The 20,554-nt window shown below is 71.6% G+C and carries 18 protein-coding genes; 10 read left to right on the forward strand and 8 right to left on the reverse strand.

What is annotated here, in order from left to right; translation table 11 throughout:
- Positions 1 to 103: 103 nt before the first annotated feature.
- On the reverse strand, positions 104 to 589 hold the full coding sequence (locus ACWD5D_RS14905; RefSeq protein ID WP_451373074.1) for an ATP-binding protein: 486 nt from the start codon (positions 587 to 589) through the stop codon (positions 104 to 106).
- A 223-nt stretch (positions 590 to 812) separates the two neighbouring features.
- Here ACWD5D_RS14905 and ACWD5D_RS14910 point away from each other — a divergent pair, with 223 nt between their 5' ends.
- Complete coding sequence (locus ACWD5D_RS14910) at positions 813 to 1,580, forward strand: IclR family transcriptional regulator (RefSeq protein WP_451373075.1); 768 nt, start codon at positions 813 to 815, stop codon at positions 1,578 to 1,580.
- 44 nt (positions 1,581 to 1,624) lie between these two features.
- A complete protein-coding gene (gene glpK / locus ACWD5D_RS14915) occupies positions 1,625 to 3,139 on the forward strand; it encodes a glycerol kinase GlpK (protein ID WP_451373076.1) in 1,515 nt (504 codons plus the stop codon).
- A 45-nt stretch (positions 3,140 to 3,184) separates the two neighbouring features.
- On the opposite strand, the gene ACWD5D_RS14920 is transcribed toward glpK, so the two are convergent.
- On the reverse strand, positions 3,185 to 5,107 hold the full coding sequence (locus tag ACWD5D_RS14920; RefSeq protein ID WP_451373077.1) for a glycoside hydrolase family 5 protein: 1,923 nt from the start codon (positions 5,105 to 5,107) through the stop codon (positions 3,185 to 3,187).
- 150 nt (positions 5,108 to 5,257) lie between these two features.
- Here ACWD5D_RS14920 and ACWD5D_RS14925 point away from each other — a divergent pair, with 150 nt between their 5' ends.
- Together ACWD5D_RS14925 and ACWD5D_RS14930 are read left to right on the forward strand one after the other, a co-directional pair.
- Positions 5,258 to 5,533, forward strand: coding sequence for a hypothetical protein (locus ACWD5D_RS14925; protein ID WP_451373078.1), 276 nt, complete (start codon positions 5,258 to 5,260; stop codon positions 5,531 to 5,533).
- A gap of 131 nt (positions 5,534 to 5,664) precedes the next feature.
- Positions 5,665 to 6,045, forward strand: coding sequence for an NUDIX hydrolase (locus ACWD5D_RS14930; protein WP_451373079.1), 381 nt, complete (start codon positions 5,665 to 5,667; stop codon positions 6,043 to 6,045).
- A 74-nt stretch (positions 6,046 to 6,119) separates the two neighbouring features.
- Here the strand turns inward: ACWD5D_RS14930 and ACWD5D_RS14935 are convergent, their stop codons facing one another.
- Together ACWD5D_RS14935 and ACWD5D_RS14940 are read right to left on the reverse strand one after the other, a co-directional pair.
- Complete coding sequence (locus ACWD5D_RS14935) at positions 6,120 to 6,476, reverse strand: thioesterase family protein (protein ID WP_451373080.1); 357 nt, start codon at positions 6,474 to 6,476, stop codon at positions 6,120 to 6,122.
- Between the two features lie 102 nt (positions 6,477 to 6,578).
- Positions 6,579 to 8,336, reverse strand: coding sequence for an FUSC family protein (locus tag ACWD5D_RS14940; protein ID WP_451373081.1), 1,758 nt, complete (start codon positions 8,334 to 8,336; stop codon positions 6,579 to 6,581).
- A gap of 114 nt (positions 8,337 to 8,450) precedes the next feature.
- Between ACWD5D_RS14940 and ACWD5D_RS14945 the strand changes: the two genes are divergently transcribed.
- Positions 8,451 to 9,086 (forward strand): DUF1345 domain-containing protein, encoded by a 636-nt coding sequence (locus ACWD5D_RS14945; protein WP_451373082.1) that lies wholly within the window; start codon positions 8,451 to 8,453, stop codon positions 9,084 to 9,086.
- A 113-nt stretch (positions 9,087 to 9,199) separates the two neighbouring features.
- Here ACWD5D_RS14945 and ACWD5D_RS14950 read toward each other — a convergent pair whose 3' ends face one another.
- From ACWD5D_RS14950 to moaA, 3 genes are all read right to left on the reverse strand, one after another.
- Positions 9,200 to 10,450 carry a molybdopterin molybdotransferase MoeA gene (locus tag ACWD5D_RS14950; RefSeq protein WP_451373083.1) on the reverse strand — a complete coding sequence of 417 codons (1,251 nt, stop codon included), beginning with the start codon at positions 10,448 to 10,450 and terminating at the stop codon, positions 9,200 to 9,202.
- On the reverse strand, positions 10,447 to 10,704 hold the full coding sequence (locus ACWD5D_RS14955; RefSeq protein WP_451373084.1) for a DUF6457 domain-containing protein: 258 nt from the start codon (positions 10,702 to 10,704) through the stop codon (positions 10,447 to 10,449). The genes ACWD5D_RS14950 and ACWD5D_RS14955 overlap by 4 nt, the downstream gene beginning before the upstream one ends.
- Positions 10,705 to 10,850: 146 nt before the next feature.
- Complete coding sequence (moaA, locus tag ACWD5D_RS14960; RefSeq protein WP_451373105.1) at positions 10,851 to 11,831, reverse strand: GTP 3',8-cyclase MoaA; 981 nt, start codon at positions 11,829 to 11,831, stop codon at positions 10,851 to 10,853.
- 470 nt (positions 11,832 to 12,301) lie between these two features.
- Between moaA and ACWD5D_RS14965 the strand changes: the two genes are divergently transcribed.
- From ACWD5D_RS14965 to ACWD5D_RS14975, 3 genes are all read left to right on the forward strand, one after another.
- The gene (locus ACWD5D_RS14965; RefSeq protein ID WP_451373085.1) at positions 12,302 to 14,614 is read left to right on the forward strand and encodes an FdhF/YdeP family oxidoreductase; all 2,313 of its coding nucleotides are present in this window, start codon (positions 12,302 to 12,304) and stop codon (positions 14,612 to 14,614) included.
- 162 nt (positions 14,615 to 14,776) lie between these two features.
- The gene (fdhD, locus tag ACWD5D_RS14970) at positions 14,777 to 15,613 is read left to right on the forward strand and encodes a formate dehydrogenase accessory sulfurtransferase FdhD (protein WP_451373086.1); all 837 of its coding nucleotides are present in this window, start codon (positions 14,777 to 14,779) and stop codon (positions 15,611 to 15,613) included.
- 216 nt (positions 15,614 to 15,829) lie between these two features.
- Positions 15,830 to 16,816 carry a Dyp-type peroxidase gene (locus ACWD5D_RS14975; protein WP_451373087.1) on the forward strand — a complete coding sequence of 329 codons (987 nt, stop codon included), beginning with the start codon at positions 15,830 to 15,832 and terminating at the stop codon, positions 16,814 to 16,816.
- Positions 16,817 to 16,913: 97 nt separating this feature from the next.
- Here ACWD5D_RS14975 and ACWD5D_RS14980 read toward each other — a convergent pair whose 3' ends face one another.
- On the reverse strand, positions 16,914 to 17,300 hold the full coding sequence (locus ACWD5D_RS14980) for an Hsp20/alpha crystallin family protein (RefSeq protein WP_451373088.1): 387 nt from the start codon (positions 17,298 to 17,300) through the stop codon (positions 16,914 to 16,916).
- Between the two features lie 243 nt (positions 17,301 to 17,543).
- Between ACWD5D_RS14980 and ACWD5D_RS14985 the strand changes: the two genes are divergently transcribed.
- Positions 17,544 to 20,129, forward strand: a complete 2,586-nt coding sequence (locus ACWD5D_RS14985) for an ATP-dependent Clp protease ATP-binding subunit (protein WP_451373089.1) — start codon at positions 17,544 to 17,546, stop codon at positions 20,127 to 20,129.
- A 50-nt stretch (positions 20,130 to 20,179) separates the two neighbouring features.
- Positions 20,180 to 20,464 (forward strand): hypothetical protein, encoded by a 285-nt coding sequence (locus tag ACWD5D_RS14990; RefSeq protein ID WP_451373090.1) that lies wholly within the window; start codon positions 20,180 to 20,182, stop codon positions 20,462 to 20,464.
- Positions 20,465 to 20,554 lie beyond the last annotated feature (90 nt).

The following is a 20,554-nucleotide window of genomic DNA, read 5'->3' on the forward strand; positions in this document are numbered from 1 at the left end:
CGCGGCCGACACCGCGTCGCCGCTCGCGGTACGCGGCCGGGCAGGTCACCGACTCGGGGCCCGGGCGCGTCGCCGAGCCGAGGAGCGGACTCCCAGGGCACTCCTAGGACGCCTCCGCCCGCTGCTCCGGGAGGGGGTGCGGGACCGAGGCGCGCCCGCACACCCGCAGAGCGACGAGCTCGGCCCAGCGGGTGAGGGTGCCGCGGCTGACGCGTATGCCGTACCGGGTCGCCAGCGCGTGGACGATCTCCATCCCGCGACCGTGCTCGTCCGGGTCGACGCCGGGGGAGCAGCGGCCGGCCGCGAGCGCGGGGCCCGTGTCGGACACCTCCACGCGCAGGGTGCCGAAGCCGTTCTCCCTGATCCAGGACACCCGCAGCAGAGCCGGTGGCAGGGCGTGGACGATCGCGTTGGTGAGCAGTTCCGACACCACCAGCAGTGCGTCGTCGACGATCTCGGCCGACACGTTCCAGTCCGCGAGGAGCGTGGCCACCTGCCGGCGCGCGGCCGGGACGGCCCCCGCGACGGGGGGCACCGGGCAGACGTGTTCGTACGCGTCCCGAACCAGCGTGTTGAGCTGTACCGCCATCATGTCTCCAGGGGGTGAGCCCTACAGGTCTCCAGGGGTGTGGGCCCTGCAGGTCAGGCGCTGGGCCCCGGACACATTGCCAGGACCTGGCAGAACGTTAAGGACATGGACGAAACAGGTCAATGAACCCGGGTCGGCATTGCCGAACGACCGGCCCCGGCACGGCGCCGGCGTACGCCCCACACGCCAAGCGGAGCGGCTGCGACGGTAATAGGCTCGCGTTATGGCAGGCCCAGTCCAGTCCATCGAACGGGCGGCGGCGATTCTGCGTCTCCTCGCCGGCGGTCCCCGCAGACTCGGGCTCGGCGAGGTGGCGGCCTCCCTCGGACTCGCCAAGGGAACCGCCCACGGCATCCTTCGCACACTCCAGCACGTGGATTTCGTGGAGCAGGACGCGTCGACCGGAAAGTACCAGCTCGGGGCCGCTCTCCTGCACCTCGGCACCAGCTATCTGGACGTCAACGAGCTGCGGTCGCGCTCGATCAACTGGGCCGACGCCCTGGCCGCCCGCAGCGGGGAAGCGGTGCGCCTGGGCACCCCCCTGGAGGGCCAGGTCCTGGTCGTCCACCACGTCTTCCGCCCGGACGACTCCCTGCAGACCCTGGACGTGGGCGCGCTGCTGCCCCTGCACGCCTCCTCGCTGGGCAAGGTCCTGCTGGCCTACGGGACCGCGCCCCTGGAGCCGGTGCTCGAGTCGGGGATGGAGGCGTACACCCGGCACACCCTGGTCACCTCCGACGAGCTGTCCAGGGCGCTCGCCGAGGTCCGGGAACAAGGCTGGGCCGCCGAGGTCCAGGAGATGAGCATGGGCGAGGCCGGGCTTGCCGCGCCGATCCGCGGGCACGGCGGCATCGTCGTCGGTGCCATCGGTCTTTCGGGTCCGGTCGAGCGGATCTGTGACAGCCAGGGCCGGCCCCGGGCCAATCTGCTCACGCTGCTCCGCGAGGCCGCGCGGGCGATCTCCAGAGACCTGGGCGCCGCCCGCTGGTAGCCCCCACCGCTCCCTCCGCAACCCACGGGAAGGCAGACCTGATCATGGTTGAACGGTATGTGATGTCCATCGATCAGGGCACCAACTCGACCCGTTGCATTCTGTTCGACCACCGGGGACGGCTGGTGACCGTCGCCCAGAGGGAGCACCAGCAGCACTTCCCGAAGCCCGGATGGGTCGAGCACGACGCCGTCGAGATATGGAACAACCTCCAGCGCGTCGTACCCGAGGCACTGTCCGCCGGCGGGATCGGCGCCGACCAGGTCGCCGCCATCGGCCTGGCCAACCAGCGGGAGACGACCGTCCTGTGGGACCGGCACACGGGTGACCCGGTGAGCCGGGCGATCGTCTGGCAGGACACCCGCACCGCGTCGCTCGTCGAGGATCTCGGCCGCAGCCCCGGAGCGGAGTTCTTCGTCGACCGGTGCGGCCTGGCACCCTCCACCTACTTCTCGGCGCTGCGCGTCCGCTGGCTGTTCGACGACGTCAAGGGTCTGGAGGAGCGAGCGAAGAACGGTGACGTCCTCTTCGGCACGATGGAGAGCTGGCTGATCTGGAACCTCACCGGAGGCACCGACGGCGGCCTGCACCTCACCGACCCCACCAACGCCAGCCGCACCATGTTGATGAACATCCGCACCCTCGACTGGGACGACGAGCTGATGGCCTGCTTCGGCGTCCCCCGGCCGATGCTGCCCGAGATCAGATCCTCCGCCGAGATCTACGGCGACGCGCGCGCCCTCGTCCCCGGCGTCCGCATCTCGGCCGCGCTCGGCGACCAGCAGGCCGCGCTCTTCGGCCAGACCTGCTTCTCCCCGGGCGAGGCCAAGTGCACGTACGGGACCGGCAGTTTTCTGCTGCTCAACACCGGCAGCGTTCTCGTACGGTCCCGGCACGGGCTCCTGACGACCGTCGCCTACCGGATCGGTGACCAGCGGCCCGTGTACGCCCTCGAAGGGTCGATCGCCGTCACGGGCTCCCTGGTCCAGTGGTTCCGCGACCGCCTGGGGCTGATCAACAGCGCGCCCGAGATCGAGACGCTCGCCCGGACGGTCGAGGACAACGGCGGCTGCTACATCGTGCCCGCCTTCTCCGGCCTGTTCGCGCCCCGCTGGCGCAGCGACGCGCGCGGCGTCATCGTCGGCCTCACCTCGTACATCACCAAGGGACACCTGGCCCGAGCGGTCCTGGAGGCCACCGGCTGGCAGACCCGTGAGGTCGTCGACGCCATGAACGCCGACTCCTCGGTGCCGCTGCGGCAGTTGAAGGTGGACGGCGGCATGACCGCGAACAACCTGCTCATGCAGTTCGTGGCCGACGTGCTCGACGTCCCCGTGGTGCGTCCCATGGTCGCCGAGACCGTCTCCCTGGGCGCCGCCTACGCCGCGGGACTCGCCGCCGGCTACTGGTCGGATCTGGAGGTCCTGCGCCGCAACTGGCACCGGGCCGCCCAGTGGCTGCCCGACATGGACCCGCGGCAGCGGGACGCGGAGTACGAGGACTGGCGGCAGGCCGTCGAGCGGTCGCTGGGGTGGGTCAGAACGCCCCGGTCGCCCTGAGGAGTCGATCATTCGGCCCCAGGGCGACGTCGGGGCGAGGCGTGGTCAGGGCAGGGCGCGGCAGAGCAGGGCCGCGGGTCCCGGCCTGCTGCCCACGCGCGTGGTGAACGCGATGCCGGCCGCGTACTCGCTCACTCCGCACTGGCCCTTGTAGCTTCCGTAGGCGAAGTCGCCGCCGGCCGCGTCGCCGGGACGGTTGTCGGACCGGTCGAACCACACGGTGCGCCCGCTGCCGGCCAGTGCGACACGCCCCGGCGCGCACAGGGCCGCCGAGACTCGCTCGCCGCGCGCGCTGTAGCCGATGAGGAACGAGCCGGACGGGCACTGGTACTTGGTGTAGCCGGACGCCCAGTCGCCGCTCCCGGGAACGTGGCGTTCGTCGGTGACGACCGTCTGCCCCGAACCGGAGGCCCGCAGGTCGCCCGCGCCGGAGTCGGTGCACAGCCCGCGACCGGAGGTGTGGCTCAGACCGACGAGCCTGAGCCCGTCCGGGCAGGCGGCCTTGTACGCCCCGGAGTCCCAGTCCCCGGTGGCCCGTACCCGCAGGGACTCCACGGCGTCACCGTGGTCCGTGCTGAGCATCCGCCACACCGGCACCGCCGGTACGGGACCGGACGTGCTCGGCGCGGTCATGAGGTGCTGCCATGCCGTGGCGCGCCAGTCGGCGGCGTCGAGGACGCCCGAGCGGTGGCCCGTACTGTCGTAGCGCAACAGGGCCCAGTCGTCATGGCCCTCGAAGCCCACCAGCGGCCAGTACGCGAAGTCGGCGTCGTGGTCGGCGAAGTAGTCGGTGACATGGCCGAACCAGGCGCGTGCCACCGCGTTCGTCTCACCGGATCCGATCCCGAACTCGCTCACCCAGACGGGCGCGGTGTAGTGCCGGCCGGACTCCTCGACGAAGAACGCCTCGTCGTCGAGGGCCGCGGTCAACTCGGTGGGGGTCAGGTCCTGGTAGCGGGGGTCGTGGGTCTCGCCCACGCCGGTGGCGCCGCTGTGGTGCGGGCCGGTGTAGCCGTAGAAGTGGGCGGAGTAGACGAGCTTGTGGGCGTCGACGAGGGTGTGCGAGAGCGTGCGGGCCGGGGTGAGCATCGGGCGGCCGTGCGGGAGGCCGTCCACCGGCACGCCGGTCCAGTTGATGCCCTCGATGACGATGAGCAGGCGCGGGTCGCCCTCTGTGAGGATGCGGTCGGCGGCCAGTTGGGCCGCGGCGTACCAGTCGTGGTTGTCGCCCAGGCCCCAGTTGGGGTCGTCGAGGATGTCGCGACGGACCTCGTTGTACAGGTCGGCCCCGACCACGCGGGGCACGGAGGCGTAGCGGCGGGCCATGAAGACCCAGTCGTCGGCCCACCGCTGGGTGGACTGACTGCTGTTCCAGCGTTCGTTGCTGTCGACGCCGCAGCACCAACGGGACGTATTGGTGTGGTTGTTGAGGATGACGGCGAACCCGCTCCGGCTCAGCGCGTCGACCACCGCGTCGTAGACCTGGAGCGGAGTGCTGCCGCGCAGCCCGGGGTTGGCCGCGACGGCGTCGTCGGGGACGGGCGTCGTCGCGTGGATCATCTCGTCGGAGAACGGCAGCCGGATCGTGTTGATCCCCAACTGATGGAAGTCGGCGAGCAGTTGGTCCAGAGGAGCACGGTCGAGACCGAGGGGTATGCCGTGCGAGTCCTGCCCGGCGTGGTGATTCGCCGGATCGGAGACGCTGCCGCTTCCGGTCCACGACCCTTGCGCGCCGTCCCAGTTGGCGGCCTTCAGCCGGAAGCGGTCGCCCCGGGCGTCGACGATGTAGCGGCCCCGGGTCGACAGCGGCGCGGTCCAGGCGGCGGGGTCGGCGGCTTCGGCGGAGTGTGGCGCGGAGTGGTGCGGTGGTGGTGACGGGACGGCGAACGCCGTCGTGGACGCGGCGGCCATGAGCAGTAATCCGGCGGTGGCGGCGGCCAGACGCAGCGAGGCGGAGGCGGTCGGCATGAGGGCAGCCCTTGAGGTCGGGGGGTGGCAGCGGTGGAGAGGTCGCGCGACCGAGGGGCCTGAGCCACCTCGGTCGCGCGAAGTCTCCACCACGACGCCCGCACAGGGAAGGGTGAGGGAGCCGCACTCCGCGCACACGGCGCCGCGGGCATGTCCGGAATAGCCGGCGACGACCGGTTCTCCGAGGCCTCGGTGCTGTTGTCGGTGGCCGGCGAGGTGGACGGGCTGCGGTCCCCCGAATTCGACCGGAAGGTCACGGATGACACGTACCTGACCTGGGCCGGGGAGTCCATCGTCACCTTCGGCTCCTTCGGCGTGGTGGGAACCCCGGCCGTCTGGTTCGGCAAGGACGTGATTCCCGTCGTCACCATCGACGGAGACGTGGACATCACCCCGCGGAAGTTCCTGGATCGGATCCAGAACTGACGCCGCCTCGCGCCGCGGGGACGAGCCGGCGCTCTGAGGTGCGCGGACGCCCCTCCTGGGTAGGGAACCGACGCCCGGCCGTGCGAGCGGCGGGCGTGTCGAGACCCGAACAGGGAAGGGGTGGGCCGGAGATGGTGTTCGATCAGGCTGACGGTGCCGTGGTGCAGGCGGTCGTGGTGTACGACGGGCGGCTGCTGCTGGTGGCGCGGGGCGAGGACTGGGCGCTGCCCTCGGGCACAGCGGAGCCGGCCGAGTCGGCGGAGGCGACGGCCGCGCGCATCGTCTACGAACTCACCGGCTATCTCGTCGACGGCTCCCAGCCGCTGGCGCCCCGAGGGGAGGGTGGGGAGGACGCGATACCGGCCGTGGTGTGCCAGTTGCTGAGCCGGTCCCCGTCCGCGGGAGGCAGCCTGACGGAGGATCAGCTGCGCTGGTGCCCGTTCCAGGAGGCCATCGGCGGCCCCCTGCCCGCGGCCGTGCGGCACTACCTTCAGGGACACTCGCCCGTGTGACTGCCTTCAGCGGCACTCCGGCGCGTGAGGACCTTCACGGGCACCCTCACGCCTGAGGACCTTCAAGACCACTCTCACGCGCGAGCCGACGCGAGGAACCGCCCGCGGTCGACGACCGTCCGGTCGATCTCGCCGCTCGCCACCAGTTCCCCCGAGCCGTCGACGGCCCGCACCACGAACGTGAGCCGTCGGCCGGCCGTTTTGGGCGCCGGCTCGGCGGTCACCTCCACCTGTCCGCCCACCGGCGTGGCACGGAGGTGCTCGACGCGGACCGAGGTGCCCACGGTCGTCCGGCCGGGGGTGGTGAACGGCGCGGCGGCCTGTACGGTCGCCGCCTCCAGCCACGCGATCAGGCGCGGGGTGGCGAGCACGGGCACATCACCACTGCCCACCACGAGCGCGGTGTCGGCATCGGTCACTTCATGGCGCATGCCCTCACGCTAACGCCACGCGGATCACCGGTCTCGCGCACACCGCCGCAGTGCGTCGCGCCACCTGCCGCCACCTGCCGCCGCATCCCGCCGGCCACGGCGTCAGCCGTGCAGGAGCTGTCCCAGCAGCAGGTAGGCACGCTGTTCCGCGGCTGCGAGGGCCGCGGGATCGATGCCCGCGGGCCACAGTTCGCCGGCCGCGGCGTCGTCCGCCTCGCGCAGCTCCACCACGGCCACCGCGAGGTGCACCTGGACGACGGGCTGCGCGGGCGCGGGGCGGTCGGCCAGAGCGTGTTCGGCCCGCTCGATCGCCTCGGTGCACGTGGCCAGCGCGCGTTCCACACGTACGGCGGCCCGGTCGTGGACGACGAGGAGGGCGCAGACCAGCCCGACGCCGATACCGAGCAGGCTGGCGAGCGCCCGGTCCTGGACGAGGGCCCCGGCGGGCGTGGGCGCGGCGAGTTCGCTGAGCAGCAGCGCGAGCGGGGTGAGGAAGACGACGCCCAGGCCGTAGTTGCCGGCCACGACGTACTCCAGCAGGAATTCCAGGACCACGACCAGCACGGCGAGCAGCACCGGACGCGGGTGGACGGCCAGCACGCCGAGGGCGATCAGCAGGCCGACGGCCGTACCCAGCGTGCGCTGGACGGCACGCTGCGCCGTCGTACGGACATTGACCGAGTGCAGCACCGCGGCGGCCGAGATCGCCGCCCAGTACCCGTGGCCGAGGCCCAGGCCCACGGCCATCCCGCCCGCCACCAGCGTGCCGAGGACCATGCGCAGCGCGGGCACGACCAGAACCGCCAGGGCGACATGGCGGCCGGGGCGGCCCCGCATCAGTTCCCACGCGCGCTGGGCGGCCGCGTCGTTCGGCGTCTCGGCCGACACGCCCGCCCGGTAGCCCCTGCCCCGTGCCGCCGGGGCCGTGCGCACGGACAGCTCCGGCAGGACCGGGGGATGGGGCTGCCGGCGTGCGGTCAGGAGATCGGCCTGCCGGCGCAGATCCCGGGCCAGTTCACCGCCCTCGGCGGCGGTCTGACGGGTGGACTCGACCAGCAGCGACCAGGACAGGTCGGCCAGGCGCGCACAGGTGGTCGTCCGGTGGACCTGCTCGGTACCCGTCGGGGGAGCGAGACCGAGGCACCGGTACTCCTGGAGGACCTCGGCGGTCGCCCGGTGCCGTGCGCGCCGGATCCCGTCGCCGGCCGCCTCCGTCAGGTCGGCGAGCGCGCGCAGCGCCCCGGCCACCGCGAGGCGTTGCGGCCGCTCCGGGTGCAGGAACCGGCCCAGTACGGCCAGCACCCACGCCGTCGCGGCACCCAGGGCCGCCAGTGCCGTGTGCGGGAGGACGTCGGAGAGCGAGGGCGTGCCGTTGGCCGCCACCGCGAACGAGAAGAGCAGCAGCACCGCGCCGAGTCCGCCGAGCCGGGTGGCGTCGCAGGCGAACTTGGACAGCCCCGCGACCACGGCCGTCGCCGCGACCACCACGGCGGCACCGACGCCTCCCTCCCAGGGACGGGCCACCGCGGCGAGCGCCGAACCGAGGCCCACGCACGCCGTCATGGCGACCGCGACCACGGCGAGGACACGGGCCCGGCGGCCGTAGGGGAGGTTGCGTCCGAACGTGGTGGTGAAGGAGCCCAGCATCGCGTACACCGCGAGATCGGGCCGTCCGGCCAGCACGACGGGCAGCGCCGCGAGCGCCATGGCCAGTGCGGCCCGCAGCGCGAACAGGAACGCACCGTCCACCCGGTGCAGCGCGAGCGCGCCGCGCGGGGTCAGCACACGCGCCAGGCCGGTGGCCGATCGCCGCGGGCCGCCGCCGTTCGCGGCGGGGACCGGCGGGGGCGAAGGGGGCATGTTCGGTGTATATCACCTGGCCCGGCCGGAGTCCTGAGCACCGGTTCGAGCCCGGTTTCCGCCTCCTGGGGCTCGCCGGGCCGATCAGGAAGGAGGCCACTAGCGTTGTGCCGTATGAGGAAGTGGATGCCGCTGTCCGCGGTCCCCCGGCTCGGCGCCGCGGTGGTCGTCGGAGCGATCGTCGGAGTGCTCGTCGGCGTGGCGACCCACGCTCCGATGGGCATGCTCGCCGGGATCGCCTCGGGGGGAGTCGTGTTCGTGGCGTCGGGCTGGATCGTGCTGTGGCCGCTGGACGCCGCGGCGACCCACCGCAACGCGCGGCGCGAGGACTTTCCGCCGGTCACCGAGGAAGTGGTGGTCGCGACCGTCGCTCTGTGCGGACTGATCGGGATCGTGCTCCTGCTCCTCGTGAAGGGCTCCGGCGCCAATCACGCCGCCGCGGCGACCGCGCTCGGCGGTGTTTTCATGGCGTGGGCGTCCCTGCATCTGATGTACGCCACCCGCTACGCGTACCTCTACTACGGCCGGGCCGCCGGAGGGATCGACTTCAACTCCGAGGTGCCGCCCGCGTACCGGGACTTCTTCTACTTCAGCTACAACCTCGGCATGACCTACCAGGTCTCCGACACCTCGGTGTCGAGTCCGCTGATCCGGGCGATGGTGCTGCGGCACACCCTGCTCTCCTACGTGTTCGGCACCGGCATCCTGGCCACGACCATCAATCTGGTCGCCGGGATGATCACCGGCTGAACCGGGCGGCGTGGCAGCCCCTCGACCCGGTCGGCCGGGCGGGGCCGTATCGGGTGGACGGGCCGCCTGGGGCGGGCGGGCCGTCTCGGGCGGGCGGTGCCGGGAACCGGGCGCTAGGTCCCGGGGAGCGTCAGGACCTCAACGGTCGCGCCGGCCGCCGCGCCGCCGGGGGGAACCACGGCGAGGCCGTCGGCGAGAGCCAGTCCGCGCAGCATGGCCGGACCGCCGAAGGGAAGCGGGGTCGCCCCGTCCCCCGTCGTGTGCACGGGGAGCAGACGGGTGTCCCGCGGGTGTCCCGGAAGCGCGGCCGTGGCCCTCGCCCGGCAGGGCTCGGGGGTGGCGTGGCCGCCGAGGGCGCGCAGCAGCGGGACGGCCAAGGTGGCCATGCCGGCCACGGCGGCCAGCGGGTTGCCGGGCAGACCGACGAGATGGCGGGCGCGGCCGTCGGAGGTGGCCGGCAGTTCGGCGAGCAGCATCGGATGGCCGGGCCGTACGGCGACGGAATCGACGAGCAGCCGGGCGTCCAGCATGCCGAGAGCGTCGTGCAGGAAGTCCACCGGTCCGGCCGCCGTGCTGCCCGTGGTGATCACGACGTCGGCGGGGGAGCGGCGCAGCGCCTCCACCAGTGGGTCGAGTTCGTCGGCGATGCGGTGGTGGCCGATCGGTTCGGCGCCGCAGCCGGCCAGCCAGGGCGGCAGCAGCGGGCCCAGCGCGTCCCGGACATGTCCGCCGCGCGGGACGCCCGTGGCGAGCAACTCGTCGCCGAGGACGAGGAGTTCGACGCTGGGGCGGCGATGCACGATCAGCCGGTCGTACCCGGTCGCGGCGGCCAGGCCCAGGACGGCCGGGGTCACGGTGGTGCCGGACGGGAGCAGTGGTTCACCGCTGCGGCACTCCTGCCCGCGCGGCCGGACGTCATGGCCCTCGGGCGTCGGTCCCGGCCCGGGGGAACGGTCGTACAGGACGTCGTGGAGGGGATCCGCGCCTCCGTGTTCCCGGCGCAGTACGGCGGTCGCGCCCGGCGGCAGCGGGGCGCCGGTGGCGATGGGGGCGGCGGTGCCCGGCGCGAGGGGGTCCGGGGTCTCACCGGCCAGCACGCCGCGACCGCTCAGCAGCCAGGGCCCGGGGCCGGAGACGGCCCAGCCGTCCATCGCGGAGGTGGGGAAGGGCGGCAGGTCGGTGAGTGCGGTGATTGGTTCGGCCAGTGCGTGCCCGAGCGCGTCGGTCAGGGTGCGCGGGACGCCGGGCAGGGGGTGTGCGGCGGCGGCACGTGCGGCCGTCCGGGCCTGTTCCCAGGTGTGCGGGGTGCGGGCGGCGTGCCGCGCGGCGGTGTCCCCGGTGGTGTTCGTCCGTGCCGGGGTCATGAGGCCGTCGTACCGCTCTCGTGCTCGCTCGCCCAGCGTGCGGCCGGCTCCGTCACCAGCCGGTTGGCGCGGGCCACGGCCTCGGGGCCGCCGCCGCGCAGCGCTGCGGCATATCCGACCAGGAACGAGGTGACCGGTGCGGCGGGCCGGGCCACCTCGTGGGCGACCACCTTGGTCATGTCCAGCAGGCCGGTCACGTCCACATCGAGATCGATGCCCAGGTCGTCCTCGGCCGCGGCGATCCAGTCGTGCATCCGGCTCACCTTGTCGTCCTCACGTTCGTGTCGAAGGGTCCTGCACCCGGGACTCTCGACAGGTTCTGTGCCCGGGGTTCTCGAAGGGTCTTCCGGTCGGGGTCTCGACGGGTGATCGGGGTCTCGGTGGGCGTTCTGCCCGGGAGTCAGCCGCCGATGGCCGACATGGGCCGGTCCGGGCGGCGGAAACCGGCGCTGTCGATGGCGTGGCCGGGGCCCTTGCCCGCGACGGAGGCGCGCCAGGCCGCTTCCAGCGCGGCGTCGTCGGCGCCGCCGCGGAGCAGGGCCCGCAGGTCCGACTCCTCGGTGGCGAAGAGGCAGTTGCGCAGCTGGCCGTCCGCGGTGAGCCGTACCCGGTCGCAGCTGCCGCAGAACGGGCGGGTGACGCTCGCGACGACACCGACCACGGCGTCCGTGCCGGCGATCCGCCACTCCTCGGCGGGAGCGTTGTCCTCCCGCCCGATCGGCACGAGCGCGAAGCGCTCACCGAGGCGGTTCAGGATCTCCTCGGCCGTGACCATCCGGTCCCGCTCCCAGGCGCCCTGGGCGTCCAGCGGCATCGACTCGATGAATCGCATGCGGTAGCCGTTCTCGACGGCGAAGGCGGTCAGGTCGGCGATCTCGTCGTCGTTGACGCCGCGCACCAAAACCGCGTTGACCTTGACCGGGGACAGCCCGGCTGCCCGGGCGGCGCGCAGGCCGGCCAGCACGTCGGGGAGCCGGTCGCGCCTGGTCAGGGCGGCGAAGCGGTCCGGGCGCAGCGTGTCCAGGCTGACGTTGACCCGGCTCAGCCCGGCCGCACGCAGGGCGGCGGCGCAGCGGGCCAGGCCGATGCCGTTGGTGGTGAGGGAGAGTTCCGGCGCCAGGGGCAGGTCGGCGAGGCGGGCGACGAGGGCGGGCAGGCCGCGGCGCACCAGCGGTTCCCCGCCGGTCAGTCTGACCTCGGTGATGCCCAGGCGCTCGGTGGCGACGGCGACCAGGCGCACGACCTCGTCGTCGGTGAGTACCTCGTCGTTGGGCAGCCAGGCAAGGCCCTCCGCAGGCATGCAGTAGGCGCACCGCAGGTTGCAGCGGTCGGTCAGGGAAAGTCGCAGGTCCGTGTGGATCCGGCCGAAGCGGTCCACCAGCGGTCGCGGGGCGGCGAGCCGGACTCCGGCGGAGCCGCTGCCGCGCCGACCGCTGCCGGTGACGGCGCTGAGCTGGTCGGAGTGCGGTCGGGGCACGGTCCTGCCTTCTTCCTCTGCTGTCCGGTGCTGTCCGGTTTTCCAGTGGCGGTGAATGCTGATTTACCGCCCGCCGGTCAGCGTCGACCAAATTCCCTCGGAAGTCAAAGAGGGGCGGTCGATGGCGCAATAGGTGGCGCTTATCCATGGCTCGGGGGGCGATGTGGGACATCTGTCCGTCCGACGTCATGCCTGGTGAGAGCCACCAGGGCGAGGGAGAGGGCGCGAGATAAACAGCGTCTATCACGTCATCGAAATGGCCTCTTTGACTTTTGGTGACGGGATGAAAGAAGCTGCCTCGCGGCGGGATTCGGAAAGCGGGTGACGTGGACCGTGCCCGTACCGGCGCACGGCAGAAAGAGGCAGGCGACATCATGGGCAGCAGCATCGAGGACCCGATCGACGACCTGTCGGTCACGCCCCCCAAGACCTGGGCGACGGGCGTCCCCGCCGTGGCCCACGCGCTGCAGTACTCGCTGAGCCAGACGTCCCCGCGGCGCACGATGCTGACCCTGCTCAACATCAACCAGGACAAGGGCATCGACTGCCCCGGCTGTGCCTGGCCCGAGCACGCGCCGGGCAAGCGGCACATGAACGAGTACTGCGAGAACGGCGCCAAGCACATCAACGACGAGGCCACCTCGCGCCGCGTCACCCGTGAGTTCTTCCGCGAGCACTCCGTCGCCGAACTCGGCGCCAAGTCCGACTACTGGCTCAACCAGCAGGGCCAGCTGACCGAACCCATGGTCAAGTGGCCCGGCGCGACCCACTACGAGCCGATCGACTGGGACGACGCGTTCGCCCTGCTCGCCAAGGAGCTGAAGCAGCTGGCCTCCCCCGACGAGGCCCTGTTCTACGTGTCCGGCCGGCTGGGCAACGAGGCCGCCTTCCTGCTCCAGCTCTTCGCCCGCGCCTACGGAACCAACAACCTGCCCGACTGCTCCAACATGTGCCACGAGTCCAGCGGGTCCGCCATGACCGAGACGCTGGGCGTCGGCAAGGGCACCGTCTCGCTGCACGACCTGGAGCACTCCGACCTGGTCCTCGTCGTCGGACAGAACCCGGGCACCAACCACCCCCGCATGCTCTCCTCACTGGAGGAGACCAAGCGCAACGGCGGCCACATCGTCGCCGTCAACACCCTGCCCGAGGCCGGCCTGCTGCGCTTCAAGCACCCGCAGCGCCCGCGCGGCGTCATCGGCAAGGGCACGCAGATAGCCGACCAGTTCCTGCACATCCGGGCCGGCGGCGACCTCGCCCTCTTCCAGGCCCTGAACCTGCTCCTGCTGGAGGCCGAGGACGCCGCGCCGGGCACGGTCGTCGACCACGCCTTCATCGAGAAGAACACCACCGGCTTCGAGGCCTTCGCCGAGCACGCGCGCAAGGCCTCCTGGGAGCACATCCTCGACGCGACCGGACTCTCCCGTGAGGAGATCGACGAGGTCTTCCAGCGCGTCCTGAAGGCCGACTCGGTCATCGTGTGCTGGGCGATGGGCCTCACCCAGCACAAGCACGGCGTCCCCACCATCCGCGAGGTCATCAACTTCCTGATGCTGCGCGGCAACATCGGCAAGCCCGGCGCGGGCGCCTGCCCGGTGCGCGGCCACAGCAACGTGCAGGGCGACCGCACGATGGGCGTGTGGGAACGGAGCCCGCAGACGTTCCTGGACGCGCTCGGCGAGGAGTTCGGCTTCACCCCGCCCAGCCACCACGGTCTGGACGCCGTCAACGGCATCCGCGCCATGCACGAGGGCCGGGCCCGGTTCTTCCTCGGCGTCGCCGGCAACTTCGTCCGGGCCACCCCCGACAGCGAGGTCACCGAGCAGGCGATGCGCAACTGCAGCCTGACGGCGCACGTCTCCACCAAGCTCAACCGGTCCCACACGGTGTGCGGCGAGACCGCCCTGATCCTGCCGACCCTGGGCCGCAGCGACCGGGACGTGCAGGCCGCCGGCGAGCAGTTCGTCACCGTCGAGGACTCGATGAGCGACGTGCACGCCTCCTGGGGCAAGCTGCCCCCGGCCTCCCCGCACCTGCTCAGCGAGGTCGCCATCGTCAGCCGGATGGCCGCCGCCACCCTCGGCGACAGGTACGGCATCCCGTGGAAGACCTTCGAGGACGACTACGGCACCGTCCGTGACCGGATCTCCCGAGTCGTGCCGGGCTTCGAGGACTTCAACGCCCGGGTGTCCGAGCCCGGCGGCTTCAACCTGCCCAACCCGGCGAACCAGGGCGTCTTCCGCACCCCCAGCGGCAAGGCCGTCTTCACCGAGAACGAGTTCACGATGCCGCACGTGCCGGGGGGGCACCTGCTGCTGCAGACGCTGCGCTCGCACGACCAGTGGAACACCGTCTGGTACGCCCCCAACGACCGCTACCGCGGCATCCACAACGCCCGCCGGGTCGTGATGATCAACCCCGCCGACCTGTCGCTCCTCGGGTTCGCGGACGGCGACATGGTCGACCTGGTCAGCGTCTGGCACGACGACAAGGAGCGCCGCGCCGAGAACTTCAAGATCGTCGCCTACCCCGCAAGCCCCGGCTCCGCGGCCGCCTATTACCCGGAGACCAACGTCCTGGTCCCGCTGGACAGCGTCGCCGACATCAGCAACTGCCCCACCTCCAAGAGCGTGGTGATCCGCCTGGAGCCCGCCCGGGACACGGCGGGCGCGGCCCAGGCGGACTGAGCGGACCCGTACGCGGCCGGTCGCGCTCGCCCGCTCGGCGTGGTGCGTCCGGCCGGCCCCCGCGATCGGCCCGCTCCCTCGGCCCCGAGGGCAGGGGGCACCTACAGTGGACTTCTCGCAGCGTTGCCGCTTGCCGAAGGGCCGAAGGAGAGGAACAGGACCATGGGACGAGTGACCGCGCGGCGACGGGTTCTCCGCATCCGTGACGGCGTGACCTCGCACCGCCCGGACACCCTGGCCGCCGAGGAGCCGATGGAGATCCGGGTCGGGGGGCGCCCGCTCACCGTGACCATGCGCACCCCCGGCGACGACTTCGACCTCGCCGCCGGCTTCCTGGTCAGCGAGGGCGTGGTCCACGCCGCCACCGACGTGGCCGGTATCCGCTACTGCGCCGGTGCCACGGCCGACGGCGGCAACACCTACAACGTGGTCGACGTCGTCCTGGGGGCGGGCGTCGAGGCCCCGGACGCCTCGCTGGAGCGCAACTTCTACACGACGTCCTCGTGCGGTCTGTGCGGCAAGGCCAGCCTGGACGCCGTACGCACCACGGCTGCCTGGACCGTGGCCGAGGACCGGCTGAGCGTGGGCCCGGAGCTGCTGGCGTCCCTGCCCGACAAGCTGCGGGCCGCCCAGAAGGTGTTCGACAGCACCGGCGGCCTGCACGCGGCCGGACTGTTCTCGGCCGACGGCGAGCTGTTGTGCCTGCGGGAGGACGTGGGCCGGCACAACGCCGTGGACAAGGTCGTCGGACACGCCCTGCGCGAGGGAATGCTGCCCCTGCGCGGCACCGTGCTGATGGTCAGCGGCCGTGCCTCCTTCGAGCTGGTGCAGAAGGCGGTCATGGCGGGCATCCCGCTGCTCGCCGCCGTCTCCGCCCCGTCCTCGCTGGCCGTGGACCTGGCCGAGGAGAGCGGACTGACCCTGGTCGGCTTCCTGCGCGGCGACTCCATGAACGTCTACACCGGAGCCGAGCGCCTGCAGCCGCAGCCCGTCGGCTGAACCGCACTCCAGGGAGCCCCGGGGGGGGCAGGGTCCGGGCCGGGCACGACGCGTCGCGGCCGGCCGCTCCCCGAAGGGGAGTGAACGCTCACCGACCCACGGGTCCCCGCCGGCGAAGGCGACGCGGACGGGCCACGTCGTCTGCGTAATCCGCGGACAACCAGCCGGAAGCGATTATGTTCGTCCTGCACGCAGCCGACGAGGAGGCAGGACCCCGTGATGGAAACCCAGCCCGTGATCGTCCCGCCGGCAAGGGCCGCACTGTTCCTCGTGGTCACGATCTCACCGGGCGGTGAGGAAACCGTTCGCGGGCTGCTGGAGGACGTGTCGGCCCTCAGACGCTCGGTCGGGTTCCGGGTGCCCGACGCCCAGCTCAGCTGTGTCGTCGGCATCGGATCCACCGCGTGGGACCGGCTCTTCGGCGGTCCCCGCCCTCAACTCCTGCATCCCTTCGTGGACTTGGTCGGCGAGCGCCACCGGGCCCTCGGCACCCCCGGTGACCTCCTCTTCCATGTGCGAGGCCTGCGCATGGACCTCTGCTTCGAACTGGGCCGGCTCTTCATGGACCGGCTCAAGGGAGCGGTCACCGTGGTCGACGAGGTGCACGGCTTCAAGTTCTTCGACGACCGCGATCTGCTCGGATTCGTCGACGGCAGCGAGAACCCGGAAGGGCAGGTCGCGGTCGACTCCGTGTACGTCGGCGACGAGGACCCGGACTTCCGGGGCGGCAGCTATGTGATCATCCAGAAGTACCTGCACGACATGGACGCCTGGAACGCCCTGCCGCCGGAGAAGCAGGAGCTGGTCATCGGCCGGTCGAAGCTGGACAACATCGAGTACCCGGACGATGTGAAGCCCGCCGACTCGCACGTCGCCCTCAACACCATCACCGACGAGGACGGGACCGAGCACAAGATCGTGCGCGAGAACATGCCGTTCGGGACCATCGGCAAGGGTGAGTTCGGCACCTTCTTCATCGGCTACGCGCGGACACCCGAGGTGACCGAACAGATGCTGAGGAACATGTTCCTCGGCAGGGAGCCCGGACAGCACGACCAGATCCTCAACTTCTCGACCGCGGTCACCGGTTGCCTGTTCCACGTGCCGACCGCCGGCTTCCTCGACGACCTGCCCCCGGCCCCGCGGCCGGCCGCGGCACAGGCCGACGGGTCACTCGGCATCGGCAGCCTGAAGGGAGCCTGAGCAGGAGCTCGGCCGGTGCCGTGAACAACCCGCACCGCGAACTCGCCCCGATCACGCCCCAGGCGTGGCGTGAGCCCCGCCGGCCCGGGGGACGCACTCAGGAGATCTCGACGGAGCGCGGCGTCACCTGCCCGCTCTTCGGCAGGCGGACGGTCAGCACGCCGTCGGCCAGATCGGCCTGAACCGCTTCCACGTCGACATCGCCGGGGACGCGAATTCCATAGGAGAAAGATCCGGTTCTACGGCGCAGCGCCTTGGTGTCCGCCGTTTCGTCGACAGAACCTTGAATATGCAGTTCTCTTCCGTCGATCTCGATATTCACGCGCTCACGAGGAACACCGGGCAGTTCCGCGCGCACCACGTACGCATCGCCCGCGTCCTCCTCCTCGACCAGGGGCATCCAGTGCCGTGCCGGAGCGGCGGGTTGCGTGGAGTGCTCCAGCAGCCGGCTGACCTCGCCCCACAACTGCTGAAGTTCCAGCACGGGATCGTGTCCGGCCCACCAGGCCGACCTCGCGGTGCGCGCGAGTCCCGCTCGTTCGTCCATGGCCGTGTCTCCGATTCGTGGTCCTGCGACGGCGGTCGGAACGACCGCACGACAACGACTGCACCGTAACCCCGGAAAACAGGCCCGCACCCCTTGTGCTGAGCCGTCTGTGCTCCGGTTGCGGGCCCCTGGACATCGCGGTTCAGTGAAAACCTGATCCGTCGTGTACCAGGAGCTGCCATGTCGATGTCGTTCGGTTCACCGTTCGGTTCATCCGACCCTTTCAGTGAGCTGTTGAACCGCTTCTTCGGCATGTCCCCGGCCACCTCGCCCCCGGCGGTGCAGCGCGTACCCATCGGACGGCTGCTGACGGAGTCGTCCCAGGAACTTCTGAATCTGGCGGCGCAGAAGGCGGTCGACGACGGAACGAGCGACCTGGACACGGAGCATCTTCTCTGGGCCGCGACGCAGGTCGACCCCTCGCGCAAGCTCCTCGCCCAGGTGGGGGTCAATCCCGACAACCTCGCGTCCGAGCTCGCCGAGGTGCTGCCCCGCGAGGCCGGGCAGCCGTCGGCCGAGCCGGGCCTCACTCCGGCGGCCAAGCGCACGCTCGCCTCCGCGTTCGCCCACTCGCAGGCGGCCGGCGTCTCCTACATCGGCCCTGAACACATTCTCACCGCGCTGCTGGACGACAGCGACTCGGGCGCGGGACGGCTGATGACGGCGGAGGGCATCGACGGCAAGAAGCTGGCCGGTCTCACGGAGCAGGCGGCCCGCACGGAAGGGCCCGCCGCCGAGCGGAAGAAGCAGCCGGCCACGACGCTGGACGAGTACGGCCGCGACCTCACGGAAGAGGCCAAGGCCGGAAAGCTCGACCCGGTGGTCGGGCGCGCGGAGGAGATCGAGCAGACCATCGAGATCCTCTCGCGGCGGTCCAAGAACAACCCCGTCCTCATCGGCGAGCCCGGAGTCGGCAAGACCGCGATCGTGGAGGGCCTGGCCCAGCGGATCGTGGCGGGCGAGGTCCCCCACACGCTGAAGGACAAGAGGGTCGTGGCCCTCGACATGTCGGGCCTGGTGGCCGGGGCGCAGTACCGGGGCCAGTTCGAGGAGCGGCTGAAGAAGGTCATCGAGGACGTCCAGGCCGCGAGCGGCGACATCATCCTGTTCATCGACGAACTGCACACCGTCGTCGGCGCCGGCGCGACCGGCGAGGGCTCCATGGACGCGGGCAACATCCTCAAGCCCGCGCTGGCCCGCGGTGAGCTGCACGTCGTGGGCGCGACGACCATCGACGAGTACCGCAAGTACGTGGAGAAGGACGCCGCCCTGGAACGCCGGTTCCAGCCCGTGATGGTGCCGGAGCCGAGCGTCGAGGAGACCGTGCTGATCCTCCAGGGCCTTCGCGACGCGTACGAGGCGCACCACCAGGTCCGCTTCGACGACGCCGCTCTGGAAGCCGCGGCGGGGCTCTCCGACCGCTACATCACCGACCGCTTCCTGCCCGACAAGGCGATCGACCTGATGGACCAGGCCGGTGCCCGGGTGCGGCTGCGCAGCGCCGGGCGCTCCACCGAGGTCGTCAGCCGCGAGGACCGCATCGCCAAGCTGCGCCGCGAGCTGGACCAGGCGGTCTCGGCGGAGAACTTCGAGAAGGCCTCGACCCTCAAGCAGGAGATCGCCGAGGTGGAGGGCGAGCTCGCCGGGATCGAGGAGCGACGCGAGGGCGTCGTCAGTGTCACCGCGAACGACATCGCCGACATCGTCTCCCGCCGCACCGGCATCCCGGTCTCCCAGCTCACCGCGAGCGAGAAGGAGCGCCTCCTCAAGCTCGAGGAGGAGATGCACGCGAGGATCGTCGGCCAGGACGAGGCGGTCACCGCGGTGGCCCAGGCCGTGCGCCGCAACCGCGCCGGCATGGGCGACCCGAACCGGCCCGTCGGCTCCTTCCTCTTCCTCGGTCCCACGGGCGTCGGCAAGACCGAACTCGCCAAGACCCTCGCCGCGTTGCTGTTCGGCGACGAGGACCGCATGACCCGCTTCGACATGAGCGAGTTCCAGGAGAAGCACACCGTCGCCCGCCTCGTGGGCGCGCCTCCCGGATACGTCGGCTACGAGGAGGCGGGCCAGCTCACCGAGAAGGTGCGCCGCCAGCCCTACAGCGTCGTCCTGTTCGACGAGGTGGAGAAGGCGCACCCCGACGTCTTCAACACGCTGCTGCAGATCCTGGACGACGGACGGCTGACCGACGCCCAGGGCCGCACCGTCGACTTCCGGCACTGCGTCGTCATCATGACGTCCAACATCGGCGCGCATCTGATCCTCGACCACAAGGGCGATGTGTCCGAGCTCAAGGACCAGTTGATGGACGAGCTGCGGGGCCGGTTCCTGCCCGAGTTCCTCAACCGCATCGACGACATCATCATCTTCCACGGCCTCTCCGAGGACGATCTGTCGGAGATCGTGGACCACCTGCTGGCCCAGAGCAAGCGACGGGTGCATGCGCAGGGCATGACCCTGGAGGTCACCGAGGCCGCCAAGAAGCTGCTGATCGCGCACGGTCACCAGCCGGAGTTCGGCGCCCGTCCGCTGCGCCGCACGATCCAGGCGGAACTCGACAACCGGATCGCCGAACTGCTGCTCAGCGGCGAGGCCGAGCCCGGGGACACGATCGTCGCCGACATCAAGGACGACTCGCTGCACTGCACGGTGAGCAAGGGCGACCCGGAGGCCGGGAAGAAGGCCGAGGCCTCCGATGCCGCCGCGGACAAGCCGGCCCACGACACGGCGGCGAAGAAGAAGTCGTCGAAGAAGGGCAAGCCGTAGGGCGACGCGGCGGCCAAGAAGGACGGACTGACGGCGACTTGGGAGGATCCATGGGGCACCACCATCACAAGTCCAACAAGGCGGTCGAGGGCGACCCGGACGCCCGGCACGGACGCGGCATGCCGCGACGGCCCGACGAGGCCCGACTCCAGGAGCGCGCCACCGAGGACCGCCGCGACGCGGGGCTGCCCGTCAGGGAGCAGCCGAGTCCCGAGGCGCAGTACGAGGAGGAACAGGCCGAGATCGACCGCGAGGTCGGCCGCGGCGAGATGGAGACCGGCAAGGTCTCCCGCAAGCAGCGGGATCCCTACCCGCCGAGCCGCTACAAGGACTGATCCCGGCACCGACGGACTCCGCAGACGGACTCCGGCCCGCACCGCACGGGGTCGGCGCCCCCCTGGCCCCCCCCGGGGGGGCCGGCGGCA

It is taken from the genome of Streptomyces sp. NPDC002520, from assembly GCF_053595235.1.

What these genes read in the sequence shown, in the direction of transcription:
- ACWD5D_RS14905 (WP_451373074.1), bottom strand. Translation starts at nt 589, where the DNA reads ATGGCGGTACAGCTCAACACGCTGGTTCGGGACGCGTACGAACACGTC.
- ACWD5D_RS14910 (WP_451373075.1), top strand. Translation starts at nt 813, where the DNA reads ATGGCAGGCCCAGTCCAGTCCATCGAACGGGCGGCGGCGATTCTGCGT.
- glpK (WP_451373076.1), top strand. Translation starts at nt 1,625, where the DNA reads ATGGTTGAACGGTATGTGATGTCCATCGATCAGGGCACCAACTCGACC.
- ACWD5D_RS14920 (WP_451373077.1), bottom strand. Translation starts at nt 5,107, where the DNA reads ATGCCGACCGCCTCCGCCTCGCTGCGTCTGGCCGCCGCCACCGCCGGA.
- ACWD5D_RS14925 (WP_451373078.1), top strand. Translation starts at nt 5,258, where the DNA reads ATGTCCGGAATAGCCGGCGACGACCGGTTCTCCGAGGCCTCGGTGCTG.
- ACWD5D_RS14930 (WP_451373079.1), top strand. Translation starts at nt 5,665, where the DNA reads ATGGTGTTCGATCAGGCTGACGGTGCCGTGGTGCAGGCGGTCGTGGTG.
- ACWD5D_RS14935 (WP_451373080.1), bottom strand. Translation starts at nt 6,476, where the DNA reads ATGCGCCATGAAGTGACCGATGCCGACACCGCGCTCGTGGTGGGCAGT.
- ACWD5D_RS14940 (WP_451373081.1), bottom strand. Translation starts at nt 8,336, where the DNA reads ATGCCCCCTTCGCCCCCGCCGGTCCCCGCCGCGAACGGCGGCGGCCCG.
- ACWD5D_RS14945 (WP_451373082.1), top strand. Translation starts at nt 8,451, where the DNA reads ATGAGGAAGTGGATGCCGCTGTCCGCGGTCCCCCGGCTCGGCGCCGCG.
- ACWD5D_RS14950 (WP_451373083.1), bottom strand. Translation starts at nt 10,450, where the DNA reads ATGACCCCGGCACGGACGAACACCACCGGGGACACCGCCGCGCGGCAC.
- ACWD5D_RS14955 (WP_451373084.1), bottom strand. Translation starts at nt 10,704, where the DNA reads ATGCACGACTGGATCGCCGCGGCCGAGGACGACCTGGGCATCGATCTC.
- ACWD5D_RS14965 (WP_451373085.1), top strand. Translation starts at nt 12,302, where the DNA reads ATGGGCAGCAGCATCGAGGACCCGATCGACGACCTGTCGGTCACGCCC.
- fdhD (WP_451373086.1), top strand. Translation starts at nt 14,777, where the DNA reads ATGGGACGAGTGACCGCGCGGCGACGGGTTCTCCGCATCCGTGACGGC.
- ACWD5D_RS14985 (WP_451373089.1), top strand. Translation starts at nt 17,544, where the DNA reads ATGTCGATGTCGTTCGGTTCACCGTTCGGTTCATCCGACCCTTTCAGT.
- ACWD5D_RS14990 (WP_451373090.1), top strand. Translation starts at nt 20,180, where the DNA reads ATGGGGCACCACCATCACAAGTCCAACAAGGCGGTCGAGGGCGACCCG.